The following is a 22528-nucleotide window of genomic DNA, read 5'->3' on the forward strand; positions in this document are numbered from 1 at the left end:
CGGAAGGCGCGTGGGTAAATAGGAAAAACTATGGTAGTATCGGCGCCTTTCACGACACACGGAAACCCGGGACCATGAACCACGCCATCCTGTTAGGGGTCAATATCGACCATGTCGCTACCTTGCGTCAGGCAAGGGGGACACGATATCCGGACCCGATTCAGGCTGCTATAGAAGCAGAGCAGGCGGGCGCGGATGCGATCACTTTGCATCTACGCGAAGATCGCCGTCATATTCAGGAGCGGGACGTCGTGATGCTCAAAGACATCCTGCAAACGCGGATGAATCTGGAAATGGCAGTTACCGATGACATGATTGCCTTTGCCGAGAAGATTCGACCGGAAGAGGTCTGTCTTGTCCCCGAACGACGCGAAGAACTGACTACGGAAGGTGGACTGGACGTGGCCGGGCAATTACCCAAAATGCGTGAGGCCTGTGAGCGTTTGGCTGCTGTTGGCAGTCGAGTATCCATGTTTATCGACGCTGATCCACGTCAGATCGATGCATCGAAAGACGTTGGCGCACCGGTCATCGAAATCCACACCGGGCGGTTTGCCGATGCTGGAACGCCGCAGGCAGCAGCGCAGGATCTCGCAAGAATTGCCTCGGCGATAGAATACGGTGACAGTATTGGCTTGTATGTTAATGCTGGCCACGGTTTGCATTACCACAACGTGCAGGAGATTGCTTGTATCCCGGCTGTGCGCGAACTGAATATTGGTCACGCCATTGTCGCGCGCTCGATATTTGTTGGCTTTCAGACTGCTGTTCGCGAAATGAAAACCCTGATGCGTGAGGCACGAATCAGGTGATACACGGCATCGGCACCGATATTGTCGAAATTGAACGAATAAAAGACGGCCTCGAACGGCATGGCGAGAGATTCGCCAGACGCATTTTGTCTGCAGGTGAGTATGCCACTTATCTCGAACACAGTAACCCGCAGGGATTTCTCGCCAAGCGGTTTGCCGCCAAAGAGGCTACTGCCAAGGCGCTAGGCACGGGATTTCGGGACGGGCTGTCACTGCAACACATCGAAGTGGTCAATGATGATCTGGGTAAGCCTCAACTGGTTTTTCATGGGGCTGCACAAGATCTGGTAGCAAAGTTGGGCGTTGGCGAGGCGCACATCAGCCTGAGCGATGAACGACACTATGCCGTCGCCTATGTGGTGCTGACTAGCGCCAGGGTATAGCGGGAAACTGTCTTCCCGTTGGCAGTAACATCTGAGGAAGACAAATTGCCGGTTTACGATTTACACACGCACAGTACGTATTCCGACGGTACACTGCGACCAGCAGAATTGATAGCGCGTGCCGCCGAGCAGGGCGTTGATGTATTGGCGCTGACGGATCATGACAGCACCGAAGGCCTGGCCGAGGCAACGGCAGCGGCGCAGCAACACGGTGTGCGCTTGATAAACGGCGTCGAGATCTCGGTGACATGGTCGGCACGTACCATACATGTTGTCGGGCTTGGGATAGATGCAGCCAATCCTTCCCTGCAAAATGGCCTGGCAGGGTTGCGTGAACAGCGCGCGGAACGCGCAAGAAAGATGGCGGCCAAGCTGGAAAAGGCTGGAATCCCGGACGCACTCAACACCGTCAGCGTCATGGCGGGTACAGAGGCGGCAACACGCACGCATTTTGCCCGTTTTCTCGTCGAATGTGGCGCTGCGCGGGATATGCAGGCCGCTTTCAAAAAGTGGTTAGGGCGCAAGGGCAAAGCCTATGTCAGCGGTGAGTGGACCGAGCTGGAAAACGCGGTCGGCTGGATTACCGATGCGGGCGGGCAGGCCGTTATCGCCCACCCGGTGCGCTATAAGATGACGAATACAAAACTAAAAGCCTTGATCGACGAATTCAGGCATTTTGGTGGCGGTGGTATCGAAGTGGCAACCAGCAGTCATGCCATGCATGAACGGCGCAAAATCGCCGAGATCGCTGGACAAAATGCCTTGTTGTCATCTGTGGGATCAGACTTTCATACACCCGGTAATCCGAGAATCGAGTTGGGCCAGTATCTGGATTTACCGGCAGGATGTGAGCCGATATGGAATACCTGGCGTTTTGACTAAACGTCGTGAACATTGGGGTAGTGCATGAGCCAGTTTTTTCAGATACATCCAGAGAATCCTCAGCAACGCTTGATTGCCCAGGCGGTGGCGATCATTCGCTCTGGCGGGGTGGTGATTTACCCCACCGATTCCTGTTACGCCCTGGGCTGTCACCTCGGAGACAAAGGCGCGGTAGATAGAATACGTCGTATCCGCGGCGTGAACTCGCAACACGACTTCACGCTTGTGTGTCGTGATCTGGCAGAGGTCGGTGTGTATGCGCGCCTGGATAACGTTGCTTTTCGTATGATTAAAAATATCACCCCTGGACCGTATACATTTATATTACCTGCGACGGGCGAAGTTCCTCGACGCTTGCTAAATCCCAAGCGTAAAACTATTGGGGTGCGTATTCCGGACAATGCGATTGTCAGGAGTCTGCTTGATTCCCTTGGGGAGCCAATCATGAGCACTACCTTGTCACTACCTGGTGAGGAATTTCCCATGAGTGATCCCTACGACATGCGCGACACGCTTGGGAACCAGGTTGATTTGATCATTGATGGTGGTAATTGCGGCCTGGAAGCCACAACCGTCGTGAGTCTGCTTGACGGTGTGCCTGAGGTTTTGCGCCAGGGTAAGGGTGATGTCTCTGGTATCATTACCTAATCGTCCCAACCGACAAAAATAATGGGAAATCTCAGTTTAATACAATCGCTTGCTGTCTGGGCGCTGCCGGTGTTGTTCGCTATCACCGTGCACGAAGTCGCCCACGGCTGGGTGGCCAAGATATGCGGTGATCCGACCGCCAAAATGATGGGCCGTCTGACGCTCAATCCCATTAAGCACATCGATCCGATAGGTACCTTGTTAGTACCCGGTGTTTTACTTGCCCTGGGTGGATTCCTGTTCGGCTGGGCCAAACCGGTTCCCGTGACCTGGGAAAACCTGCGCAACAAACGCCGCGATGTTGCCCTGGTGGCCGCAGCTGGTCCGGGTGCCAATCTGTTAATGGGTATATTCTGGGCATTGATGATTAAGCTGGCGATTGCGCTTGGTGGTAATCACAGTGCCTCTCTTGCCTATCCACTATTACTTATGGGTCAGGCGGGTATCGTCATTAACGTCGTACTCATGGTTTTAAACCTTTTGCCAATTCCACCGCTCGACGGTGGGCGGGTGTTGAGTTCCTTGTTGCCTGGGCCCTGGGCCTGGAAACTGAGTCGAATCGAACCCTATGGCATTATCATCGTCATGGTTTTATTGGCAAGCGGTCTCTTGAGTACTATTCTCGCGACGCCGGTAAACCTGATGCAGAATTTCATGTATGCTATCGCGTCTCTTTAGGAGGAAAAATTGACCCCTGTACCCAGTCACCACCAACGTATCCTTTCGGGAATGCGTCCCACCGGGAAACTCCATCTCGGTCATTATTACGGCGTACTCAAGAACTGGATTACCTTGCAGCATGAATACGAATGTTTTTTCTTCGTCGCCGACTGGCATGCGCTGACAACACACTACGAAAACCCGCAGGTCATCGAGGAAAGTGTGTGGGATATGGTCATCGATTGGCTGGCCGCTGGTGTCAATCCGAACTCGGCGACTGTGTTTATCCAGTCACGCGTACCGGAGCACGCGGAATTGCATTTATTGTTGTCGATGATGACCCCGCTGGGCTGGCTGGAACGGGTTCCTACCTATAAAGATCAGCAGGAAAAGCTCAAGGAAAAAGACCTGGCAACCTATGGGTTTTTAGGCTATCCCTTATTACAGAGTGCCGACATCCTGATGTATAAGGCGGGCATGGTGCCGGTCGGAGAAGACCAGGTTTCGCACGTGGAATTAACGCGGGAAGTGGCGCGACGTTTTAACCATTTATATGGTCGTGAGCCTGACTTCGAGGAAAAGGCCCAGGCTGCCATTGTGAAAATGGGGCGCAAGAATGCGAAATTGTATGAATCTCAGCGCAAACGTTATCAGGAACAAGGTGATGTCGATGCGCTTGAAACAGGACGCGCACTGCTCGAGAATCAGCACAATCTTTCCATCGGTGATCGTGAGCGATTGTTTGGATATCTGGAAGGCAGTGGTAAGATCATCCTCCCGGAACCGCAGCCGCTATTGACGGCACAATCCAAGGTGCCGGGCCTGGATGGACAAAAAATGTCCAAATCCTACGGCAACACCGTCGCATTGCGTGAAGACGCAGAATCGGTGGAAAAGAAACTCAAGACCATGCCGACGGATCCGGCCAGGGTCAGACGCACAGATCCAGGTGATCCACAGAATTGCCCGGTCTGGCAGTTTCATTTGTTGTATTCGTCTCAAGATCTCAGGGAGTGGGTGAAAGAGGGCTGTACCACTGCCGGTATCGGTTGCATCGAGTGCAAGCAACACATTATCGATGCGGTGTTGCAGGAACAAAAACCTATACATGAACGTGCGAAGGAATATATGGGAGATCCCAAACTCGTACGCAGCATTATCGCCGAGGGTTGCGAAAAGGCGAGAGATGTGGCGCGGGATACCATCGAAGAAGTGCGTCAGTGTATGGGATTGAACTATCGTTAAGCACAACAACCGAGGTCTGTTCCTTTGAACGATTTAACACTCGTCGAACCCTCTGTAGAGGAAGAAGTGACTTATGCGCTCGTCAATGGCGTGCCGGTTACAAAATTACCTCTGGATTTGTTCATACCACCAGATGCACTTGAAGTCATACTCGAGACATTCGAAGGTCCGCTCGACCTGTTGTTGTATCTCATCAAAAAACAAAACCTCGATATCTTGAATATTCCGATTGCAGAGATCACCAAGCAATACATGGAATATGTCGAGCTGATGAAAAACTTGCACCTGGAACTGGCTGCGGAATATCTGGTGATGGCGGCGATGCTGGCGGAAATCAAATCACGCATGTTGTTGCCGCGTCAGGTAGAGGAATCGGAAGAAGACGATCCGCGAGCCGACCTCGTGCGTCGATTGCAAGAATACGAACGCTTTAAAAAGGCGGCGCAAGACATCGACGAATTGCCGCAATTGGGTCGCGACTATTTTGTCACCGAACCGGTTTTTGTCGACAGAGCGATAGTCCGTAAACAACCGGAAGTCGATTTGCGTGAAATGATGGCAGCCTTGAATGACGTCATGAAACGCGCCGAGTTGTTTACCCATCATCATATTCAACGGGAAGCCCTGTCTGTGCGCGAGCGCATGGGACAGGTGTTGAGCCAGCTCAACTCGGATACGTTTACCGATTTCGTTGCGTTATTCGATGCGAAAGAAGGCAGGAGAGGCGTGGTGGTGACGTTTCTTGCTGTACTCGAATTGATTAAAGGCTCTCTGATTGAACTGGTACAGAATGAGCCCTATGGACCCATACATGTAAAGGCGATTTAAATGACTCCCCAAGACCTGAAACATATTGTTGAAGCCGCCATCTTCGCAGCGTCCGGACCCATCAAGATCGAGCAGATCCAAAAACTGTTTGATGAAGAAGAAATGCCAGGCAAAGAGGCCATACGTGCCGTGATCGAACGCCTGCAGGAAGACTATCAGGACAGAGGCATCACCTTGAGTGAAGTCGCGTCCGGTTTTCGCTTTCAAGCCGTGCCGATGACTACGCAATGGCTGGCGCGGATGTGGGAAGAAAAACCGCCGAAGTATTCGCGTGCGACTTTAGAAACACTTGCCTTGATTGCCTATCGTCAACCGATCACACGTAGCGAGATCGAAGACATCCGCGGCGTGAGTGTCAGCACAAATATTGTTAAGTCGCTGCAGGAAAGAGAGTGGATACGCGTGGTCGGTCATCGTGATGTACCGGGTAAGCCTGCGCTGTATGCGACAACGAAAGAGTTTCTTGATTACTTCGATCTCAAGAGTCTTGAAGAGCTTCCGCCACTGGCCGAGATACGTAACCTTGATGAGTTGGATATTGCCTTTGCCGAGGCAGGTGAAATGGTGGAAGAAGTCACAAGCGAGGCCGTCGACGAGGAAGAGAGTATACTATCTATCGCCGATCTGGCCGCCGAGATTATGGGTGAGCGCGCAGGTGTAGCCAGGGAAGAGGAAGTTGAGGTAATTGACGAACATGTGGAGATCGAGGAAATTGTCGAAGAGGCAAACGAACTCGAACATCTCATGCATGTGACCGAGGACATGTCGAGCGAATTCGAAGCGGAAATGGAAGCAGCGGTTCATGAGTTCACAGAAGTTGCCGATATTCTTGAGCGCGTGGCGCATGCCGATGCGCAATTGGAAGAAGTAGACACCGAAGACGACGCATCAGAGGATGAGAAGCATAAAGCTTCTGAGGCCGAATCTTCGTGAGAAATAAAAAATCGAGTCCGAAAGACGACGAAGTCAGCGGCGAACGTTTACAGAAAGTTCTCGCCAATAACGGTCATGGTTCGCGGCGTGAACTGGAAAAAATGATCGAAGAAGGTCGTATCGAGCTCAATGGCAAACCTGCCAAGCTCGGTGATCGCTATAACAATGGCGACAAGGTCAAGATCAACGGCAAGCTCATTAACATACGCCGTTTTGCGCGCAAAGATACGCGTACGATTATGTATCACAAACCGCTCGGTGAACTTTGTACACGTAAGGATCCGGAAGGACGCAAAACCATATTCGATAACCTGCCGCGCTTACACAATGGTCGTTGGGTAACCGTCGGCAGGCTGGATATCAATACCGCGGGCCTGTTACTGCTGACAACCGATGGTGAACTCGCCAACAAACTCATGCATCCGAGTAACGAAGTAGAACGTGAATATGCCGTACGCGTACTCGGCGAAGTGTCGGCGGAACAACTCGAAAGTCTGCGTAATGGTGTGATGTTAGAAGATGGCAAAGCCAACTTCGATGATATTATCGATGCCGGTGGCAGCGGCGCAAACCATTGGTACCATGTCGTCCTGAAAGAAGGCCGTAATCGCGAAGTGCGTCGACTGTGGGAAAGCCAGGGCATCCAGGTCAGCCGTTTAATGCGCGTACGCTACGGCAATATAACCTTGCCGCGAACGCTCAAACCGGGCAAGTGGTGTAATGTGGAAGAAACCGATTTGCGTGAATTGCGTAAGCTGGTGCAAAAAAAGAAACCTACTCCAAACACGGCAAAATGATTTAGGTGCTCTAGTGGTTGAGCGCGACGCGCTATTTTTCTCAGTAAATTGTGGGTTTGTCGCAGGCTATAAACACCACTGTCCAACAGATTTGCCTACCACAGTTTATCCGTAGAGAGTTTTGATTTAGATTTTTCTGGTGTTTTCTCTGGAGCATCGTCCCTGCAGAAAGATTCTATTTGTCCACGAATAGAAGCCATGACTCGTCGAATAGCGAGTGGTAACGCCGGTAATCTCACCACCTTTACATTGAGCGATAAATTGTTCATATGCTCTTTCCACATACAATGTATCACCAACCAGACCCATAAAAACAAACTGTTCACTGGTCGCTGAAATATACTCACCGGCATTGGTCTTAAACGGCTCGACTCCACCGACATGCACCAAATGTAAGCTGTGCGTACAAGCGCTAGTAAAAATCAAAATCAGACATGCGAAGATAAATCGTTTCATTTAATACAGTATCCGCTTGCAGTCACGCGTTTTAGCTGGAAAAGAAAGAAGAAGAATGTTTCGTCCTTGGTGAGTATGCCCTTAATCTCGCCGCCCGGACATTTATCGCGTAGACGTTTTTCGACGAACTCCACATATTTATTATCGAAGTTGAGGGCAAGTACGATATAACGCTGAGCAGAAGCTGTTATAAAGTTGCTGCGATCCGCTGGTATTTGCGTTAAGGATACGCTATTGAGCGTTGCGCACGCACTGGAGAGCAATATAACGATTAGTAGCATCCCTAAATAGATAATTAACTTCTTATTCATAATTCCTGGCCTTTATCTCGGCAATAACCAATTATCTGTACAAATTCTCCACTGGCAAATGAAAAATAGCGCGATGCCCGTACCGCTGTTAAGCCGGTAACGTCGCCACTGGGGCAGGCAAGTAAAATGCGCTCTAGTATGTCTTTGGCATAGACATCGTTATATACACGTTTGCCGGTGGTAGGCCCCATCTGAAACAGAGCAACTATATTTGCAATAGATTCGAATTCTTTTGCCATTTGGTTATGTCGACCAAGTGACTGCGCAACATGTGCAGCCTCACGAATATTGGCACCGTATTCATTCACGGTGATTTCAAATCGTTGATCGGGGTGACGGTTGTCTATGTCGCCTATTTGCACATGGTGGGCGATGGCGCATGCAGACAGGAGCTGGGTTACGATAAACAGGATAAGAAAACGTGAATGTATGAGTAATATTCTTTTTTTCACTGCACAATTCCTTTTGCAAGATCTGTTTTTACTTTACACCTAAACAAAAGCGGTGTTCAAAGAAAGTTTTTTACAATACTTCATACCCAAGCAATTTGCCAGGATTAACGCCCGCGAAGAATACGCTGCTTCTCTCGCTGCCAGTCCCGGTCTTTTTCTGTCGCGCGTTTATCGTGGGCCTGCTTGCCCTTGGCCAGGCCGATATTCACTTTGACGTTCCCTTTGGACCAGTGCAGGTCGAGAGCTACGATCGTATATCCCTTACGATCAACGGCCCCGATAAGCTGGTCGATCTCATGTCGATTGAGCAACAACTTTTTAAGACGATTCTGGTCTGGCTTGATGTGGGTGGAGGCCGTCGGCAAAGGCGTGATTAAGGCGTTGGTCAGCCACACTTCATTGTTTTTTACGAAGACATAGCTGTCGCGCAACTGTACACGACCGGCGCGTAGACTCTTTACTTCCCAGCCTTCCAGGGCGATGCCCGCTTCGATGGTCTCCTCAATAAAAAAATCGTGACGTGACTTTTTATTGACGACTATCGTGCTGGAAGAGGATTTGGACTTTTTGTTCGCTTTTGACATAGGGGCGTAAGTATAACGATATCTCTCAAAAACAGGTAGGTATCCTGAGTAATACCTTGCGGCTTGAGTTACAAGCTGTTTTGGCCGAAAATGCGCCTAAATTGACTGCAAAAGGGATGCATATGGCTGACCAGAGGAAGTCCATACATGGCGAATGGTCAGGGCGCTGGGCATTCATCCTGGCGGCGACCGGATCTGCTGTCGGTTTGGGGAATATCTGGAAGTTTCCATACATCACCGGCGAGAACGGCGGTGGGGCGTTTGTGCTGGTATACCTGTTGTGTATCGCGATTATCGGCGTGCCGATCATGATGGCCGAGATCATGCTCGGGCGACGCGGGCGCAGCACACCGATCAATTCCATGCGCCATCTGACGACCGAGGCCAATGCCCACGGATTGTGGCAGATAATTGGCTGGTCTGGCATGGTCGCCGGATTCCTGATTTTGTCGTATTACAGTGTTATTGCCGGTTGGGCCTTATCGTATATCTTCAAGAGTGCTGACGGCGCATTTGTTGGCGCCGAGGCCGTTGCCGTCGGTGGTATCTTCGACGCCTTGCTCGCTTCCCCGTGGGAATTGCTCGCGTGGCATACCGTGTTTATGTTGATGACCATGATCGTGGTCGCGCGTGGCGTAGAGCGTGGCCTCGAAAGCGCGGTGCGTTTTCTCATGCCGGCCTTGTTTATCCTGTTATTGGTGATGGTGGGATATGCCATGAGCATGGGGGAATTCGCGCGCGCGGTGAGTTTCCTGTTTGAGCCGGATTTCAGCAAACTGACGGCGAACAGCGTCTTAGTCGCGATGGGCCATGCGTTTTTTACCTTGAGTCTGGGCATGGGCGCGATCATGATTTATGGCGCTTATCTGCCTTCTAATGCGTCAATTGCGCGCTCGAGCGTAATCATTGCGGCAGCGGATACGGCGGTCGCACTACTTGCAGGTCTGGCGATTTTTCCGATCGTGTTTTCTAACGGATTAGAACCAGGTGCCGGGCCGGGATTGATTTTTGTGACCCTGCCTATTGCCTTTGGGCAAATGCCAGGCGGGGTTTTGTTTGCAAGTTTGTTTTTTGTTTTACTCGCCTTCGCCGCGTGGAGTTCGTCGATATCCTTGATCGAACCCGCCGCGACATGGCTGGTGGAAAACAAAAACATGTCACGCATTAAAGCCTGTGTCGTCACTGGTGGTATTGCCTGGGCATTGGGCCTGTTGAGCGTGTTGTCATTCAATCACTGGAGCGATGTACACCTTGTTCCTGGCAAAACCTTTTTTGATATCCTGGATTACTTAACGTCCAATATCATGTTGCCGCTCGGCGGTCTCGCTATTGCGGTGTTCGCCGGTTGGATGTTACCGGCAATTATGTCCAAGGATGAATTAAATTTACGCAATGGAACGCATTATCAATGGTGGCGCACGGTAGTCCGTTTCATCACACCGGTCGCCGTCGTCATTGTGTTTCTGTCAGCAATCGGTTTTATCAAGTTTTAATTATGCAAACAATAACACGTAGCGCCTTAGTTCCATTCCGTGCAGAACAAATGTTCGACCTGGTCGATGACATTGTCAGTTACCCCGGCTTCTTACCCTGGTGTAAATCGACAAACGTAATAGAGCGCGTCGAGGAAAGTGTCACCGCCAGTATCGAAATCGCCAAGGCCGGTCTGCACAAATCTTTCACCACGCGTAACGCGAATGAAAAAGGCAAACGCATCGAAATGGAATTGGTGGAAGGCCCGTTTAAGAAATTGCAGGGCCTGTGGAATTTTGAACAACTCAATGACAAGGCATGCAAGGTGAGTCTGAATATCGAATTTGAATTCAGTAACAAAATACTCGACAAAACAGTAGGCCCTATTTTCGGACAAATCTGTAACAGTCTGGTCGAGGCTTTCGTCAAACGCGCACAGGAATTATATGGCAAACGATAGCAACAAAATAAAAGTCGAAGTCGCCTATGCCTTGCCGGAAAAACAGGTATTGATGGAATTGCAGGTCGAACCCGGTACAACCGCAATACAATGCATCAACTTGTCTGGCCTGCTCGAAAAATTTCCCGATATCAATCTTGATGGTGACAACAAACTCGGCATCTTTGGCAAAATCGTCAAACAAGACACCGAACTGCGCGAACACGATCGTGTAGAAATCTATCGTCCGCTTATTGCTGACCCGAAAGAAGTTAGACGTAAGCGTGCGGCAGAAGGGAAACGGATGAAGAAGGGTGGGGGTGATTTGAGTGAGGAGGAGAAGGGGAGTTAGTTGCACGTCCTGATGAGGCGATTTCTGTAAATGCTCAGATCGGGATTGCTCCAATCAATTGTCACCTGTTTTAAGCGCAGATTTCCGTATCGGGAATATTGCTAGTGTAGTTACATTAATGGTGCCCGGAATTTCCACGTCGGGAATGAAAATGCGCCAGGATAAAATGTAAAATAACTACGGCTTTTGTTTTTTCAGACGCACCCATTTCCAACCGCTCACCATCGGTTTGACAAGATTTTCTCTTTTCCAAACGAAATAGAAAATAATGACGGAAACGTGTAAGACCACCATTCCAAGGATCACATTCGACATATAGTAATGCCAAAGATTAAATAGCTTGGCGGTACTTTCTGACACGCTGCCATACAGCGGTCCTTCCTCGAAAAAATCGTCGGCGTCGATGAACAAGCCGGTAAAGCCTTGTGCGATGAGCAGAAACAATATCGCGAGTATCCAAAGTGAGCCCAACGGACTGTGTCCACGCGTCCCACTGGGGACAGGATGGGGGAAGGTCCTGAGGTATGTGATTATGGCTGCTGGTCTCGGCCATAGTGTAAGAAGACGGATCGGCTGCGGTCCAATAAACCCCCATGCCACACGAAACGCCAACAGCCCGAGAATGGTGTAACCCAGATAGAAATGCCAGGTCACATTATCAAACGACATGAACTTGCCGAAGCCCCAACTCACGCCGACGCACAAGACAAGAACCCAGTGCCACACACGGGTCACCGGGTCCCAGATCTTTTCGCGCTTTAATTCGCTCAAGAATAAACTCCGCGTTTACTCGTCCTTCTTGCGAAACTCATCGTGACATGACTTGCAGGCCTTGCCCAGACCCTTTACCGCTTTACCTAATTCAGACTGGCCGTTACCAGCGACTGAAGCCAGCTCATTGACCGCCTTGCCGTAGTCTTTGCCATAGTCGGCGATCTTCGGCCAGGTTTCCCAGATCTTTGGTAGCGCAGTGGTGTCATCGGGATAGTCCTTGTTTGACGTACCTTCCATCCACGCCGCGCCATTTTTTAACCCCAACATCAATTTGAGATTATCCGCCAACATCTGCGCCTTTTTAGCGTCGTATGGCATATCGCCCTTGGCCATGGCAAACAAAGGGCCGGCATTAAAAGCCCGCAATTGCATTTCACCCTGGCGCGCCTTGATCGCCCCTTTCTTCGGATCTTTCGCCGCAAACGTAGGCATGGCAACAGAAAACATGGCGGCCAACAAAATGCCGGTGGTCACTAATCTCATCGTTTTTTCTCCTTCAATGGTTACATAGTTCCACGTGGTTAACGTTTGGTGAGTCGAGTTTATTCCCTGGAGTAAGATAAGTTCTTGTTATTGTTCCAGGCATCGTCGAGCACCTTACATAGCCGCGAATCGGAGTATCAGCGACGCTTTGATTCTAGAATATCCATATCGGGAATATTTCCTGTACTATATCGACGATTTCAACTACAGTTTCCATATCGGTAATATATTGGCTTGATAGAGCCACTTTTGATGTGAATATCCATATCGGGAATATATGACACCAGCTGAAAAAATAGGCAATGTACGGCATATTCACAGCCCAGTTGAGCTAGGCAGCTATCTTCGCGACTATCGCCGCAAGCAAGCTGCAACAATTCATACTGCGAGTGGCTTTGGGGATTTAGGGGAGCGTTTCATCTCCGAGCTTGAGCGGGGTAAAGAAACGGCCTTCTTCGATAAGACGTTAAACTATATCAAGCTACTCGGTCTGAACTTGCATATCTATCCGAGAAATGCGCTTTCTGTACAAGATCCTTATGGCGCATTTAGCAATACCAAAGACATAGGCGCGTTAGCACGCCAGCATCGCAAATCTCAAGAAGCAACACTCGATACGGTTAAGGAGATATCAGGCCTGAGTCTGCGCTTTTTGTCGGATTTTGAAAATGGAAAAAATAGCCAAATCGGAAAAGCGCTTACAGCACTAAAAAACTATGGCCTGGAAGTAGCGATAGCCCCTAAAAATTACCGACTCAGCAAGGCAGATCTTCTAGATGTATGACGACACACTCAATGTTTGGACCAATAGTCATCATGTAGGCTATTTGTGGCGTGATGAGCGCAATGAAATGGGCTTTCAATATTCGCATGAATGGCTAGAAAACCCAGTTCGATTTCCTGTTTCAAAGACCTTGCCTCTAACATCGAGAGCCTACGAGCCTGGAAGCAACAATCGTGTTGCGCACAACTACTTTGCCAATCTTTTACCTGAAGCCGATAGTCGTAGACGAATCTGCCGAGAGAAAAAAATTAGCTATGAGAATGATTTTGATCTACTCCGTGCCATTGGCGGCGAGTGTGCTGGCGCGCTATCGATTTTGGCAAACGCACCGCAAGAAACGCCGAATCAATATCGAGAACTAAACGATGACGACCTGGCAAAACTATTAACTCAACGCAATCCTTCGGCCGTTGTCGCGCCGGGTGATAATCCACCGAGACTTTCATTAGCAGGCGCCCAGGATAAAACACCGGTAAAATATGCAGAAGGAAGATTTTATATCCCTTTGGATAACGCTATATCAACACACATCCTGAAATATAGCGTGCGCGATATTAATAATGTTCCCGCCTATGAAACCATCACAATGTGGACTGCCGAGGAGTTAGAACTCGATGTCTGCAAAATTGATTATTTCAGCTACGCAGATGAGTCTTTCACGCTCAGTGCACGGTACGATAGAGCTGCAACGAGTGATGGTCTGGTGCGGTTACACCAGGAAGACTTCTGCCAGGCTAGCGGACGTTCAAGCGCGAATAAATACGAGCAAGAGGGCGGTCTTACCTTTGCGGAATGTTTACACTTGGTACGCGAACACTCAACGCAACCACTGAAAGATATTCCGAGACTCATCCGGTGGCAGATTTTTAATTGTCTTGTCGGCAATGCTGATGCGCACGCAAAAAATCTTTCATTCTTATACGGCCATGACAATACAACGCGCTTAAGCCCTTTCTATGACATCATCGCTATTCACGCGTGGCCACCTCATGTTATAAACCATGAACTGGCTTTGTCCATTGGCGGTGAAACAAATATACATAAAATAACGCGTACTCATTGGGAAAGACTCGCGGACGAGTGTGACACCTCATTTAAATTGTTTGACACAGCCATTAAGGAATTGTCAGCGGGGATAGTCGATGCCTTTGAACGGGCCCGGCAACGATTTGAAGAGAAACATGGAGAATTTCCTGCCTTTCAACAAGTGGGAGAGGTGTTGCATAAGAATCAAAGATTGTTGGTAAAAGCGTTTAAAAAATCGTGACAACAATTTCATTGATTAAACACATTAGTGCCGTATAGATCAAATGCGTATGAACAAAAAACATAACGAGCCAAGGTGCCATCGTTGCCTACCTAAACACCAGCGAATCCACGGCACAAAAATGGGAACAAGGCTTACAGAAACCTAATCGACATTCACTAAAACTTCTCAGTCTGGTGGCAGATAAAGTGCTCGAAGTACTAACATCTACGACATTTCGGATGCGTTTTTATCTATATTCAAGCTAAAAATGTCTATAAAAGCAGATAGAAATGAGTTCCCTCGTTCGAAACGTGAAAAAACGGAGTTCGACTCCATTTTTGCACGAATTCCTACTAGTCGATGTTCTTCCATACGGATATCACTACGTGAACTGTGGACTACCAGTAATTCTCTTTTAGGTTCTAGCTTGTGTACGACCCTGTATTGTTCAAAAGCTGACTTAGAATCGTCAAAGTCGCCTCGCTTCTCCGACTTCCACAGTTTACGCCTTGAGGAATGAATCGACAATTTAAAGCCCACCTAATGCTCGTCAACTCCTCGGCTCGCGCCATACCTAGTCAAACGACTAGTGTCTCTTCCCTCACTCTGCCTTATACGGCGTTCTGCACTGCCGCCCCCACATCCGCCGGACTCCGTACCGCTTGACCACCCTTATTCAGCACATGCGTATAAATCATCGTTGTCGAGACATCCTTGTGCCCGAGCAGGGTTTGCACGGTGCGGATGTCGTAGTTGTCTTCGAGTAAGTGGGTGGCGAAGCTGTGGCGTAATACATGGGGTGTGGCCTTTTTGGTGATGCCGGCCTTTTTGATTCCCTCCTTGAAACGTCGTTGAATACTGTCAGGCGAGATATGCGAACGCCACTCGCGCCCTGTTTGTGGGTCGACGGCACGTTGCGGTGACGCGAAGACAAATTGCCAGGCAAACTCCTTGACCGCGCCGGGATACTTGCGCGCCAGCGCATAAGGTAGTTGTACCTCGCCAAATCCATCGAGTAAATCCATTTCATGTAAATGCTTGGCACGTTGAATCACCTTCTCTAACTGTACGACTACACATTCCGGTAATACCGTGCGTCTATCTTTTCTTCCCTTGCCGTCACGCACTAGAATTTCACGGCGATCCAGATCGATATCCTTGATTCGCAGACTCAGGCATTCGCTCAAACGTAAACCGCTACCGTAGAGTATCTGACACACCACCCAGGTAATCCCACGCAACTGTTCAAGAAACACCCGCACCTCTCTGCGACTAAACACCACCGGAACACGTTGCGACGGCTTGGCATAGGTAAATTGAATAATACTTTTTAACGGTGTCTTACGCACGTAGCGAAAATAAAATACGATGGCATTCAATGCCTGATTCTGTGTAGCGGGGGAGACATGTTTGCGCACGGCGAGATAGGACAAAAAAGCACCAACATCGTCCTCTTGCAAAGAAGACGGATCACGCGCCTCGTAGAAAAAGAAGAAACTCTTCAACCAAAACGTATAGGCCTTCTCCGTCTTCGGACTATAATGCTTGGTCTTTATCGCGACACGTAAAGGCTCAATCGCCGCAAGAATACGTTGTTTATTATTACTCATTTTTATACTCTCAATTAAAAGCTGTGCATACATACAGTATTCGATTATCCAACGGCGTGCAAGTGTCATTTGTATGGCGGTAGCGCTAGTACATTAGTAGGAGGCGTAAAAATAAATGTGAATTGTTGTTTGACACAAAAGTTCCGTAGTGGTTAGAATTATTCCACCAAATAAAATAAGGAAGGTGCTGCTACACATGGAAAAGAAAACGAAAAACAGCTAGGACGTTTTTTCAACTCGTCGTCCGCATCGAGGCAGCATACAAATGGACTTGTTGTCATTAGTATTGTCATGTCTTTTTTCGGAAGCGCATTTTGCTGGCCGATATACTTATACCCGCATCAAGCGTTCAATTCTTGTTTTTTCGTTTCTCCACTCCGTTGGTTTACAACAACTTTCTTCTTCTAAAGAACTTATTAGGGGCTCCGTCGGCTTAGTTATGCCGCAGGAACGGTAGATTTAAATGTTAGAACTGGTGAGTAAGGTGAATATTAAAAATAGAATGAAATTCGTTATTCCTGTTGTATTGGTGTTTTTTCCTACGTTGGTATTCTCCTATCAAACTGGTCCGGAAAAATCTCCACTAGTTCCTTCGCTTATTTATTATCAACCAGGAAACGGGCTTTATATTGAATTTAACGAAGGAGCAATGCCAGGTTGTAGTGCCGATAAAGGCGGTAGGCTTGTGAAGGGAACAGACACAGATGATAGAAATTTTAAAGAGCTCTATAGTCTTATTCTCACAATGTCAACTACAAAGAGTATGAAGGGTCAGATTCTTTACGATACGACAACTTCGGGTGGTTGGTGGCATTGCAGCATTGTGGGGATTGTTGCAAAGCCGTAATTAGCTAATTCAGTCTAACAATTGCTTGGAGAACCGCTGAAGGCGGCTCAAGCCAATCGTTATGGCTCTAAACAAAAGTAGGAAGCTTAAGTGAAAATAAACCGAATTGTTCCTTTTGCACTTGCTCTGTCGCTATTCACTCAAGGCGTATTCGCTCTGGAAGCAATGCAAGGAGCAAATGTAAACTGGGTTGGCGTTAATAGAGTAGGCGAATATAAGATCGAAGCTGAAATAGAAAAAGATGGAGTAAAGAAAGTTTACTATTTGAGTCTAAACTCCGATGGAACCATGTCGGACTTTGCGAAAACTGTCTATTCCACGTTGCTTACAGCTAAAGCATCTGGCTCAAAGGTGCATATAGCTAGCGATGACGGACAGACATATATCAAGTACGTTTATCTAAAGGATAACTAGTTAAACGATTTAGGTCTCAGTAACATGAATCGAGGCGTTTCTGCTTTCGACGTTTCAATGTGAATATTCGGACTTAAAAGTAGTGCGAAGTAGGAAAAAATGAAATCGATTGTTTGTACCTCTGTTTATCGCTGCGAACAGAGTGTCTTTAATATTTATTGTGTGATGCATAACAATAACTTGGAGAGCCGCTGATGCGGCTCAAGTAAATCGTTATATCAAGTAGGTACGCGGGGTTCACAGAAATATATGAAAAAACTAGGTTTTGCGATACTTATCCTATTTTCCATACAGGGAAGCGCATTCGCAGGTTGTCTGGATGCAATAGCGAATGTGACAACAGTTTCTTCCAATATTCACGGGTTCTATATTAATAGCGGCGAGGGAACTCAATATGTAATATTGGACAAAGCTACTTGTGTTGCCGCAGGTAGTTCAGCGAAGTTGGGTTTGAGCACAAAATCGAACTATTATCTTTACTTTGACGCTGGCGACAAAGCACTGCTTTCTTCTCTATATATGGCTTATTCTAAAGGCGATAAAGTGGATTTTAGAGTTGTTGGTGAAGACGCATACGGATATAACAAGCTTGCCTACGTTGTTATCCCGTCAAACGCAAATTCGCAGTAGCTGGACTGTGAATTAGAAAAAACTGTTTAATGATGTGATAGTTTGAGCTGTATGCTGAGAATGTATAACAATTACTTGGAGAGCTGCTGAAGCAGCTCAAGAATTATCGTTATAGCAACAGGGTTTTGAATTATGGAATTTAGGAAGCTGCTTTTCGGTTTGATGTTGTTTCTCCCCTTCGCGACGTACGCTGAAGAGTCGCTCCAAACAGAAATTGATCGAATACAATTTAATGCAACATGGGGAAGTTACTTTGCTGTAAAAAATACAGGGTGGGGTGTGTGCAATAACACTCAATTCGTTCAACTAAGAGGTAACGCAGAACAAACAGATAGATTTATCTCTTTGGTTTTATCTGCCCATTTAGCAAATAGGAAGGTTAAGTTCCTGGGCGGTTGCACAAATGCAAATGGCTATTTAGATGCGACATATTTGTATGTGTATTAGTGAATATTCGTATAACAATTACTTGGAGAGCTGCTAACGCAGCTCAAGAATTATCGTTAAATATTTTGGAGTGACAGGTTGTGAAACGTACTTTAGTAGCGATGGTATTTGCTGTGTTCCCGGTCAGTATTTTTGCGTGGGATGGCGATGTATCCGGATATATAAACAAGGTACATATGCAAAATTTCGAGACTTATAGCGCGAGAGTTACGCTAAAAAACTCTAAAATATTGTGCGGAACTCGTACTTGGGCGTTTTTACACTCTACTGATCCAAACTATAGCGCGATAGTGGCTGGCTTGCTTTCAGCGAAGGCCACAGGAACCAGTTTGCGAATATATACGAATTTGGAGTCTCCATCTGGTGATTGCCGGATTGGGTATGTTGAATTTAATTAAAATATTTAACAATTGCTTGGAGTGCCGCTACGCGGCTCAAGCTGATCGTTAAAAAAAGGGGACGTGAAAATAATGAATAAAATAATCTGGGGTCTATTATTCCTTGGATTCATGCTTCCAAGTTCTTCATTTGCAGTTTTAATAAACTACGATATAGACATCGATCTATCTACCAATCAAATTAGTGGCGATTCTTGGCGTTACGGGATAAATATTGATCCCACTACCACGTTTCAAGATGGTGATAGTGTCCATGTCAACGTAAACTTTCTTGGAGATGAAGAACTCGTATGGAGTGATCTCGGGCTTAGCTTCGAATACGCGTCGCTTACTATTTGGGCGGATCCAGTAGTTCAACTAAACATTATGTATGATGTGGTGTTTCGATGGCATGATCCGTTGGGTGACAATTTATTTGATGAATTGTCTGGCACTAGTAGCTCTAGTGGAGGTGCCATTGGTGCATCTTCGACTTTCTCGAACGAGATAAACGTCACAGATGATTTTTTTAGCTTGGTTGGTTTTACCTTCGAACTAAACAATCTGAGAGATAGAGCAAGCGTGGCAGGTGATTCTGGTCTACCAGCTACTTTCGACCGAATCAATTTAAACTTGAGCGGTGGTGATTTCTATATACAGGATCGAGCGGAAGTGAGTGAACCACCTGTCATTCTGTTGTTTTTGTTGGCTCTTATTATCGGCTACGTATTCCGTACCAGAGCGAAATTAGAACCGAAAAATCTAACAATTACTTGGAGAGCTGCTGAAGCAGCTCAAGAATTATAGTTATATAGCTGGTAAAGTATGTATGAAGGTTTCAAGACAAATTCTAGTAGTATGGCTTTCTCTCGGTGGAAGTATGTTGGGTAGCCCGTCTGCACAGGATTTTCAAATAAAGGGAAAGGGTATAACAATAGAGTCCGATCCTGGCTGGTCCGGATTAGATATAAAAAATTAAGATGCGACTGATTGGCCACCAGCTGCGTGTAGCAAACAAGGAATCATGATCAGAAGTGTTTAGCTAAAGTGATTAGCAATAACAAATGCTTGGAGTGCCGCCTATTCGGTTTAAGAATTTTCGTTATACGATAAATATTAAATTATCAATAATCTAACTAAATTTAGAATTGTTTTGTAACTACACCAAATAATTATGAATATATGTCACATGTTTTGTTGGACACCTGTTTGGGCAAGCGAGATAGTTGGCTATGAAAGAGGAAGGGAATGTGAGAAACGTTTACAATACGTATAGATGGAGCACTTTGTTTATAGCTGGTTTAGTGCTATATGCATTTCTAAGTCAAGTGCTATATGCAGCGGTTGGAGTTGATTATGACAAAAAAATTACTTTGCAAAAAACAGTTATAGATGAGCAGCCATATTCAACAGATGTTGGAAAGGGTACTTGGGAAATTAAATATTCAAAACCAAAATATACTTTTGTGATGCTGGATGGTATCAGCATTCCAGTGCCATTTCATACCGAGAAGTATGTTGCCGTAAATGATGTAGGTACTACAGTATGGGGGGATGATGAATTTGCATCTCTTGTAGAAACGCCATTAGATGAATTCGAATTATCTGATGATTTTACGTACACAAAGCGACCTACTCTATTTATATCTATACCGGGATTTCAACCAATTCCGGAAGAAGTGGTAACGCCCGTAAATGTTTTTGATCTAGTAGAAGCAAACTACAGTATAAATGGAGGAAGATTTAGTTCCTGGCAAGACACATTCAATGGTCTGTTGCTGGATTACTACAGTGCAAATGATGATGCGCAGTACAAGCATTTCTTTGTTCGTTGGGATACGATTAAGTCAATGCGGCTTCAAGTCGAAGCTTTGGCGGAGAAAATAAACCGTTTTCTAAGTATGAGAAAGTACAAGTGGGATGTCGTAATCGTTGGCCACAGTAGAGGAGGGATCATCACGCATCGTTTGACTAAATACATTATAGATAATCCAAAAATTAACAAAATGTATACCTATTTGTTAGACCCAACTGCTGCGCTCGCTCTTGGAGATGTATATCCTGCCTATTTACCTACATACTCTACAACGGAGATTTATGGGGAGGTCATATACGATGGTAATCGACTTGTTACATACGGGGGAATTACTTTTGATTTGGGAGCACAAGCCAGTGATAGAGATATTCCGGGCTACAAGACGACTGTTATGTCTAGCGCCACGCACGAAACAATTCATGGGGCATGGTTGGGCGATAGTAGTAATGGTGCGAAACCCGCGTTGGAGAGAATATTGAATTCAAAAGAAGTATCTCTGTATACTCCAGACGGAACGCTTGGAATGTCTTATCTAGATATTCGTCATGAGCGCAACTACGATTTGTTTACAGATATTGGATGTTATGGCTCTCAATGCTTTGCAAGCGGAGAATTTACAATAGATGGTTTTAGCGTATACTATGCAGATGTAGAGTTTGGGAGCGATGGAGTTGAGGTTGCATATGGAGGGTTGAATTCTTTATATCAAGCTCACTACATAATTAAAAGAGATCAACTTTACGCCGCAGAAACAGTAGGTGTTCCCGGAAACCCTATCCTTCAAGTAGCTGTTTCTGCCGGTATATCAAAACGCGGTATTGAAGCAAGTGCTCGTTATTGGGGTTTGCGCGGTGGTCTCGCGGTAAATAAATCAGAACTTATATATATTGATTTTGATGCATTCGGAATAATAGAAGGCGAATTTAGTGCGAAAGAATTTGCGATTGACTATGCGACTGTCTATTACGGTGAATTAATTGGCCCAGTTACTTCTGACAATAGTTGGATTCGAAATATTATAAATTGGTCTTTTTTGTTTTAGATCTGGATTTGGAAAATATTACTGTTCATAAGAGAGCTTTTTTGAATATATGTGACACCCAAAAAGTTATAAATTGATTGGGGAAGCCGTTTAATATATAGGTCGTAACAAATGGAAACCTGCTGGCTAGGGTAGATTGCTGGACGGTTACAGATGTTGTATTTTTAAAAGGCTCAAAGTTGCCACTTATAATGTCCAGAGGGAAAATTAGAAAGTATAGAAGAGCAGACTGGATCAACCATAGTGGATAAATTATAGATGAATTGTGCCTTCCTAAAAGGAAAGTAGTCGAAAAGTATAATGATACAATTTAGTTAAAGCTTTCCGGCGTAGCTAGCGTCTATTATAGATAAAAAAATGTTGAATCACACAGTTCGTCATCTATGCCACAGCCGTAAAAAATGGGAGATTAAGTTTATGATGTTTGATGAAATCCAGCAAGGTGATTTATTGAGTTTTGTAGAGTCGTACACGCATGAAAAATGGTAGTGTAAAGAATCTTTCGCTTTTTCATTTGGCAGCACAATTAACCGACGAGTCGTTGCTCGATCTTTAACTCCTTTAACAAATCCATGTTGAGGTACTTTTTGTTGCCCCAATTGGTTCCCGCGATATGACGGAGTCTGGCCGCGCACAACATCAAAGCTGATTGTCCGTCAGGAAAGGCTCCAACCGTAAGCTTCCCCATTAGGTTGACAGTCCTAAAGTAGAGAGTTCGTATTTTTTCAACACCTCAACAGGTGTCATTCCTTGAAGAGAATCGTGATCGCGTTCCTCGTTGTATTCCAACATCCAGGCCC

The 22528-nt window shown here is 46.7% G+C and carries 27 protein-coding genes and 1 pseudogene; 19 read left to right on the forward strand and 9 right to left on the reverse strand.

The genetic code is table 11. From position 1 onward, the window contains the following. The first annotated feature begins 74 nt into the window (after positions 1 to 74). Genes pdxJ through rluB form a run of 9 tightly spaced genes read left to right on the forward strand, consistent with a single transcriptional unit; the run spans position 75 to position 7188 of the window. The gene (gene pdxJ, locus OEZ43_19505) at positions 75 to 812 is read left to right on the forward strand and encodes a pyridoxine 5'-phosphate synthase (GenBank protein MDH5547771.1); all 738 of its coding nucleotides are present in this window, start codon (positions 75 to 77) and stop codon (positions 810 to 812) included. After that, the gene (gene acpS, locus OEZ43_19510) at positions 809 to 1195 is read left to right on the forward strand and encodes a holo-ACP synthase (protein MDH5547772.1); all 387 of its coding nucleotides are present in this window, start codon (positions 809 to 811) and stop codon (positions 1193 to 1195) included. The genes pdxJ and acpS overlap by 4 nt, the downstream gene beginning before the upstream one ends. 18 nt (positions 1196 to 1213) lie before the next feature. Further along, complete coding sequence (locus OEZ43_19515) at positions 1214 to 2077, forward strand: PHP domain-containing protein (protein MDH5547773.1); 864 nt, start codon at positions 1214 to 1216, stop codon at positions 2075 to 2077. A gap of 24 nt (positions 2078 to 2101) precedes the next feature. Then, positions 2102 to 2725, forward strand: coding sequence for an L-threonylcarbamoyladenylate synthase (locus OEZ43_19520; GenBank protein MDH5547774.1), 624 nt, complete (start codon positions 2102 to 2104; stop codon positions 2723 to 2725). A 21-nt stretch (positions 2726 to 2746) separates the two neighbouring features. Then, on the forward strand, positions 2747 to 3403 hold the full coding sequence (locus OEZ43_19525; protein MDH5547775.1) for a site-2 protease family protein: 657 nt from the start codon (positions 2747 to 2749) through the stop codon (positions 3401 to 3403). A gap of 9 nt (positions 3404 to 3412) precedes the next feature. After that, positions 3413 to 4630, forward strand: a complete 1218-nt coding sequence (locus tag OEZ43_19530; protein MDH5547776.1) for a tryptophan--tRNA ligase — start codon at positions 3413 to 3415, stop codon at positions 4628 to 4630. A 24-nt stretch (positions 4631 to 4654) separates the two neighbouring features. Then, on the forward strand, positions 4655 to 5458 hold the full coding sequence (locus OEZ43_19535; protein ID MDH5547777.1) for a segregation/condensation protein A: 804 nt from the start codon (positions 4655 to 4657) through the stop codon (positions 5456 to 5458). Then, on the forward strand, positions 5459 to 6391 hold the full coding sequence (gene scpB / locus OEZ43_19540) for an SMC-Scp complex subunit ScpB (GenBank protein MDH5547778.1): 933 nt from the start codon (positions 5459 to 5461) through the stop codon (positions 6389 to 6391). Then, a complete protein-coding gene (rluB, locus tag OEZ43_19545) occupies positions 6388 to 7188 on the forward strand; it encodes a 23S rRNA pseudouridine(2605) synthase RluB (protein ID MDH5547779.1) in 801 nt (266 codons plus the stop codon). Before scpB ends, rluB begins: the two co-directional genes overlap by 4 nt. 126 nt (positions 7189 to 7314) lie before the next feature. Here rluB and OEZ43_19550 read toward each other — a convergent pair whose 3' ends face one another. The 4 genes from OEZ43_19550 to smpB form a co-directional block, all read right to left on the reverse strand. After that, entirely contained in the window at positions 7315 to 7644 is a 330-nt protein-coding gene (locus OEZ43_19550; protein MDH5547780.1) for a hypothetical protein, read from the reverse strand. Further along, positions 7641 to 7955, reverse strand: coding sequence for a hypothetical protein (locus OEZ43_19555; protein MDH5547781.1), 315 nt, complete (start codon positions 7953 to 7955; stop codon positions 7641 to 7643). The genes OEZ43_19550 and OEZ43_19555 overlap by 4 nt, the downstream gene beginning before the upstream one ends. Beyond that, complete coding sequence (locus OEZ43_19560; protein ID MDH5547782.1) at positions 7952 to 8407, reverse strand: hypothetical protein; 456 nt, start codon at positions 8405 to 8407, stop codon at positions 7952 to 7954. Before OEZ43_19560 ends, OEZ43_19555 begins: the two co-directional genes overlap by 4 nt. 104 nt (positions 8408 to 8511) lie before the next feature. After that, the gene (gene smpB / locus OEZ43_19565; protein ID MDH5547783.1) at positions 8512 to 8991 is read right to left on the reverse strand and encodes an SsrA-binding protein SmpB; all 480 of its coding nucleotides are present in this window, start codon (positions 8989 to 8991) and stop codon (positions 8512 to 8514) included. Positions 8992 to 9113: 122 nt separating this feature from the next. On the opposite strand from smpB, the gene OEZ43_19570 reads away from it, so the two are divergent. Genes OEZ43_19570 through OEZ43_19580 form a run of 3 tightly spaced genes read left to right on the forward strand, consistent with a single transcriptional unit; the run spans position 9114 to position 11255 of the window. Further along, positions 9114 to 10484, forward strand: coding sequence for a sodium-dependent transporter (locus OEZ43_19570; protein ID MDH5547784.1), 1371 nt, complete (start codon positions 9114 to 9116; stop codon positions 10482 to 10484). Between the two features lie 2 nt (positions 10485 to 10486). Continuing rightward, entirely contained in the window at positions 10487 to 10924 is a 438-nt protein-coding gene (locus OEZ43_19575) for a type II toxin-antitoxin system RatA family toxin (protein ID MDH5547785.1), read from the forward strand. Continuing rightward, positions 10911 to 11255: an RnfH family protein gene (locus OEZ43_19580; protein ID MDH5547786.1), complete on the forward strand. Its 345-nt coding sequence runs from the start codon at positions 10911 to 10913 to the stop codon at positions 11253 to 11255. The genes OEZ43_19575 and OEZ43_19580 overlap by 14 nt, the downstream gene beginning before the upstream one ends. Before the next feature lie 177 nt (positions 11256 to 11432). Here the strand turns inward: OEZ43_19580 and OEZ43_19585 are convergent, their stop codons facing one another. Beyond that, entirely contained in the window at positions 11433 to 12026 is a 594-nt protein-coding gene (locus OEZ43_19585) for a cytochrome b/b6 domain-containing protein (GenBank protein MDH5547787.1), read from the reverse strand. A 15-nt stretch (positions 12027 to 12041) separates the two neighbouring features. After that, positions 12042 to 12512, reverse strand: coding sequence for a cytochrome c (locus tag OEZ43_19590; protein MDH5547788.1), 471 nt, complete (start codon positions 12510 to 12512; stop codon positions 12042 to 12044). A 277-nt stretch (positions 12513 to 12789) separates the two neighbouring features. Here OEZ43_19590 and OEZ43_19595 point away from each other — a divergent pair, with 277 nt between their 5' ends. Then, on the forward strand, positions 12790 to 13296 hold the full coding sequence (locus tag OEZ43_19595; GenBank protein ID MDH5547789.1) for a hypothetical protein: 507 nt from the start codon (positions 12790 to 12792) through the stop codon (positions 13294 to 13296). Next, positions 13289 to 14563: a type II toxin-antitoxin system HipA family toxin gene (locus OEZ43_19600; protein ID MDH5547790.1), complete on the forward strand. Its 1275-nt coding sequence runs from the start codon at positions 13289 to 13291 to the stop codon at positions 14561 to 14563. The genes OEZ43_19595 and OEZ43_19600 overlap by 8 nt, the downstream gene beginning before the upstream one ends. Before the next feature lie 593 nt (positions 14564 to 15156). On the opposite strand, the gene OEZ43_19605 is transcribed toward OEZ43_19600, so the two are convergent. Then, the gene (locus OEZ43_19605) at positions 15157 to 16155 is read right to left on the reverse strand and encodes an integron integrase (protein MDH5547791.1); all 999 of its coding nucleotides are present in this window, start codon (positions 16153 to 16155) and stop codon (positions 15157 to 15159) included. Positions 16156 to 16618: 463 nt separating this feature from the next. On the opposite strand from OEZ43_19605, the gene OEZ43_19610 reads away from it, so the two are divergent. The 5 genes from OEZ43_19610 (at position 16619) to OEZ43_19630 (ending at position 21728) form a co-directional block, all read left to right on the forward strand. After that, a complete protein-coding gene (locus tag OEZ43_19610; GenBank protein ID MDH5547792.1) occupies positions 16619 to 17002 on the forward strand; it encodes a hypothetical protein in 384 nt (127 codons plus the stop codon). A gap of 90 nt (positions 17003 to 17092) precedes the next feature. Continuing rightward, complete coding sequence (locus tag OEZ43_19615; GenBank protein MDH5547793.1) at positions 17093 to 17416, forward strand: hypothetical protein; 324 nt, start codon at positions 17093 to 17095, stop codon at positions 17414 to 17416. A gap of 249 nt (positions 17417 to 17665) precedes the next feature. Then, positions 17666 to 18046, forward strand: coding sequence for a hypothetical protein (locus tag OEZ43_19620; protein MDH5547794.1), 381 nt, complete (start codon positions 17666 to 17668; stop codon positions 18044 to 18046). 917 nt (positions 18047 to 18963) lie between these two features. Next, positions 18964 to 19677 (forward strand): hypothetical protein, encoded by a 714-nt coding sequence (locus OEZ43_19625; protein MDH5547795.1) that lies wholly within the window; start codon positions 18964 to 18966, stop codon positions 19675 to 19677. A 425-nt stretch (positions 19678 to 20102) separates the two neighbouring features. Then, entirely contained in the window at positions 20103 to 21728 is a 1626-nt protein-coding gene (locus OEZ43_19630; protein MDH5547796.1) for a GPI inositol-deacylase, read from the forward strand. Between the two features lie 526 nt (positions 21729 to 22254). Here the strand turns inward: OEZ43_19630 and OEZ43_19635 are convergent. Together OEZ43_19635 and OEZ43_19640 are read right to left on the reverse strand one after the other, a co-directional pair. After that, positions 22255 to 22401: pseudogene (locus OEZ43_19635) on the reverse strand (IS256 family transposase). A gap of 14 nt (positions 22402 to 22415) precedes the next feature. Further along, positions 22416 to 22528 (reverse strand): transposase (locus tag OEZ43_19640; GenBank protein MDH5547797.1); only part of this gene is annotated, 113 nt, incomplete at its 5' end.

This window comes from Gammaproteobacteria bacterium (genome assembly GCA_029881255.1).
In the GTDB taxonomy this organism is placed as follows: Bacteria; Pseudomonadota; Gammaproteobacteria; order S012-40; family S012-40; genus JAOUMY01.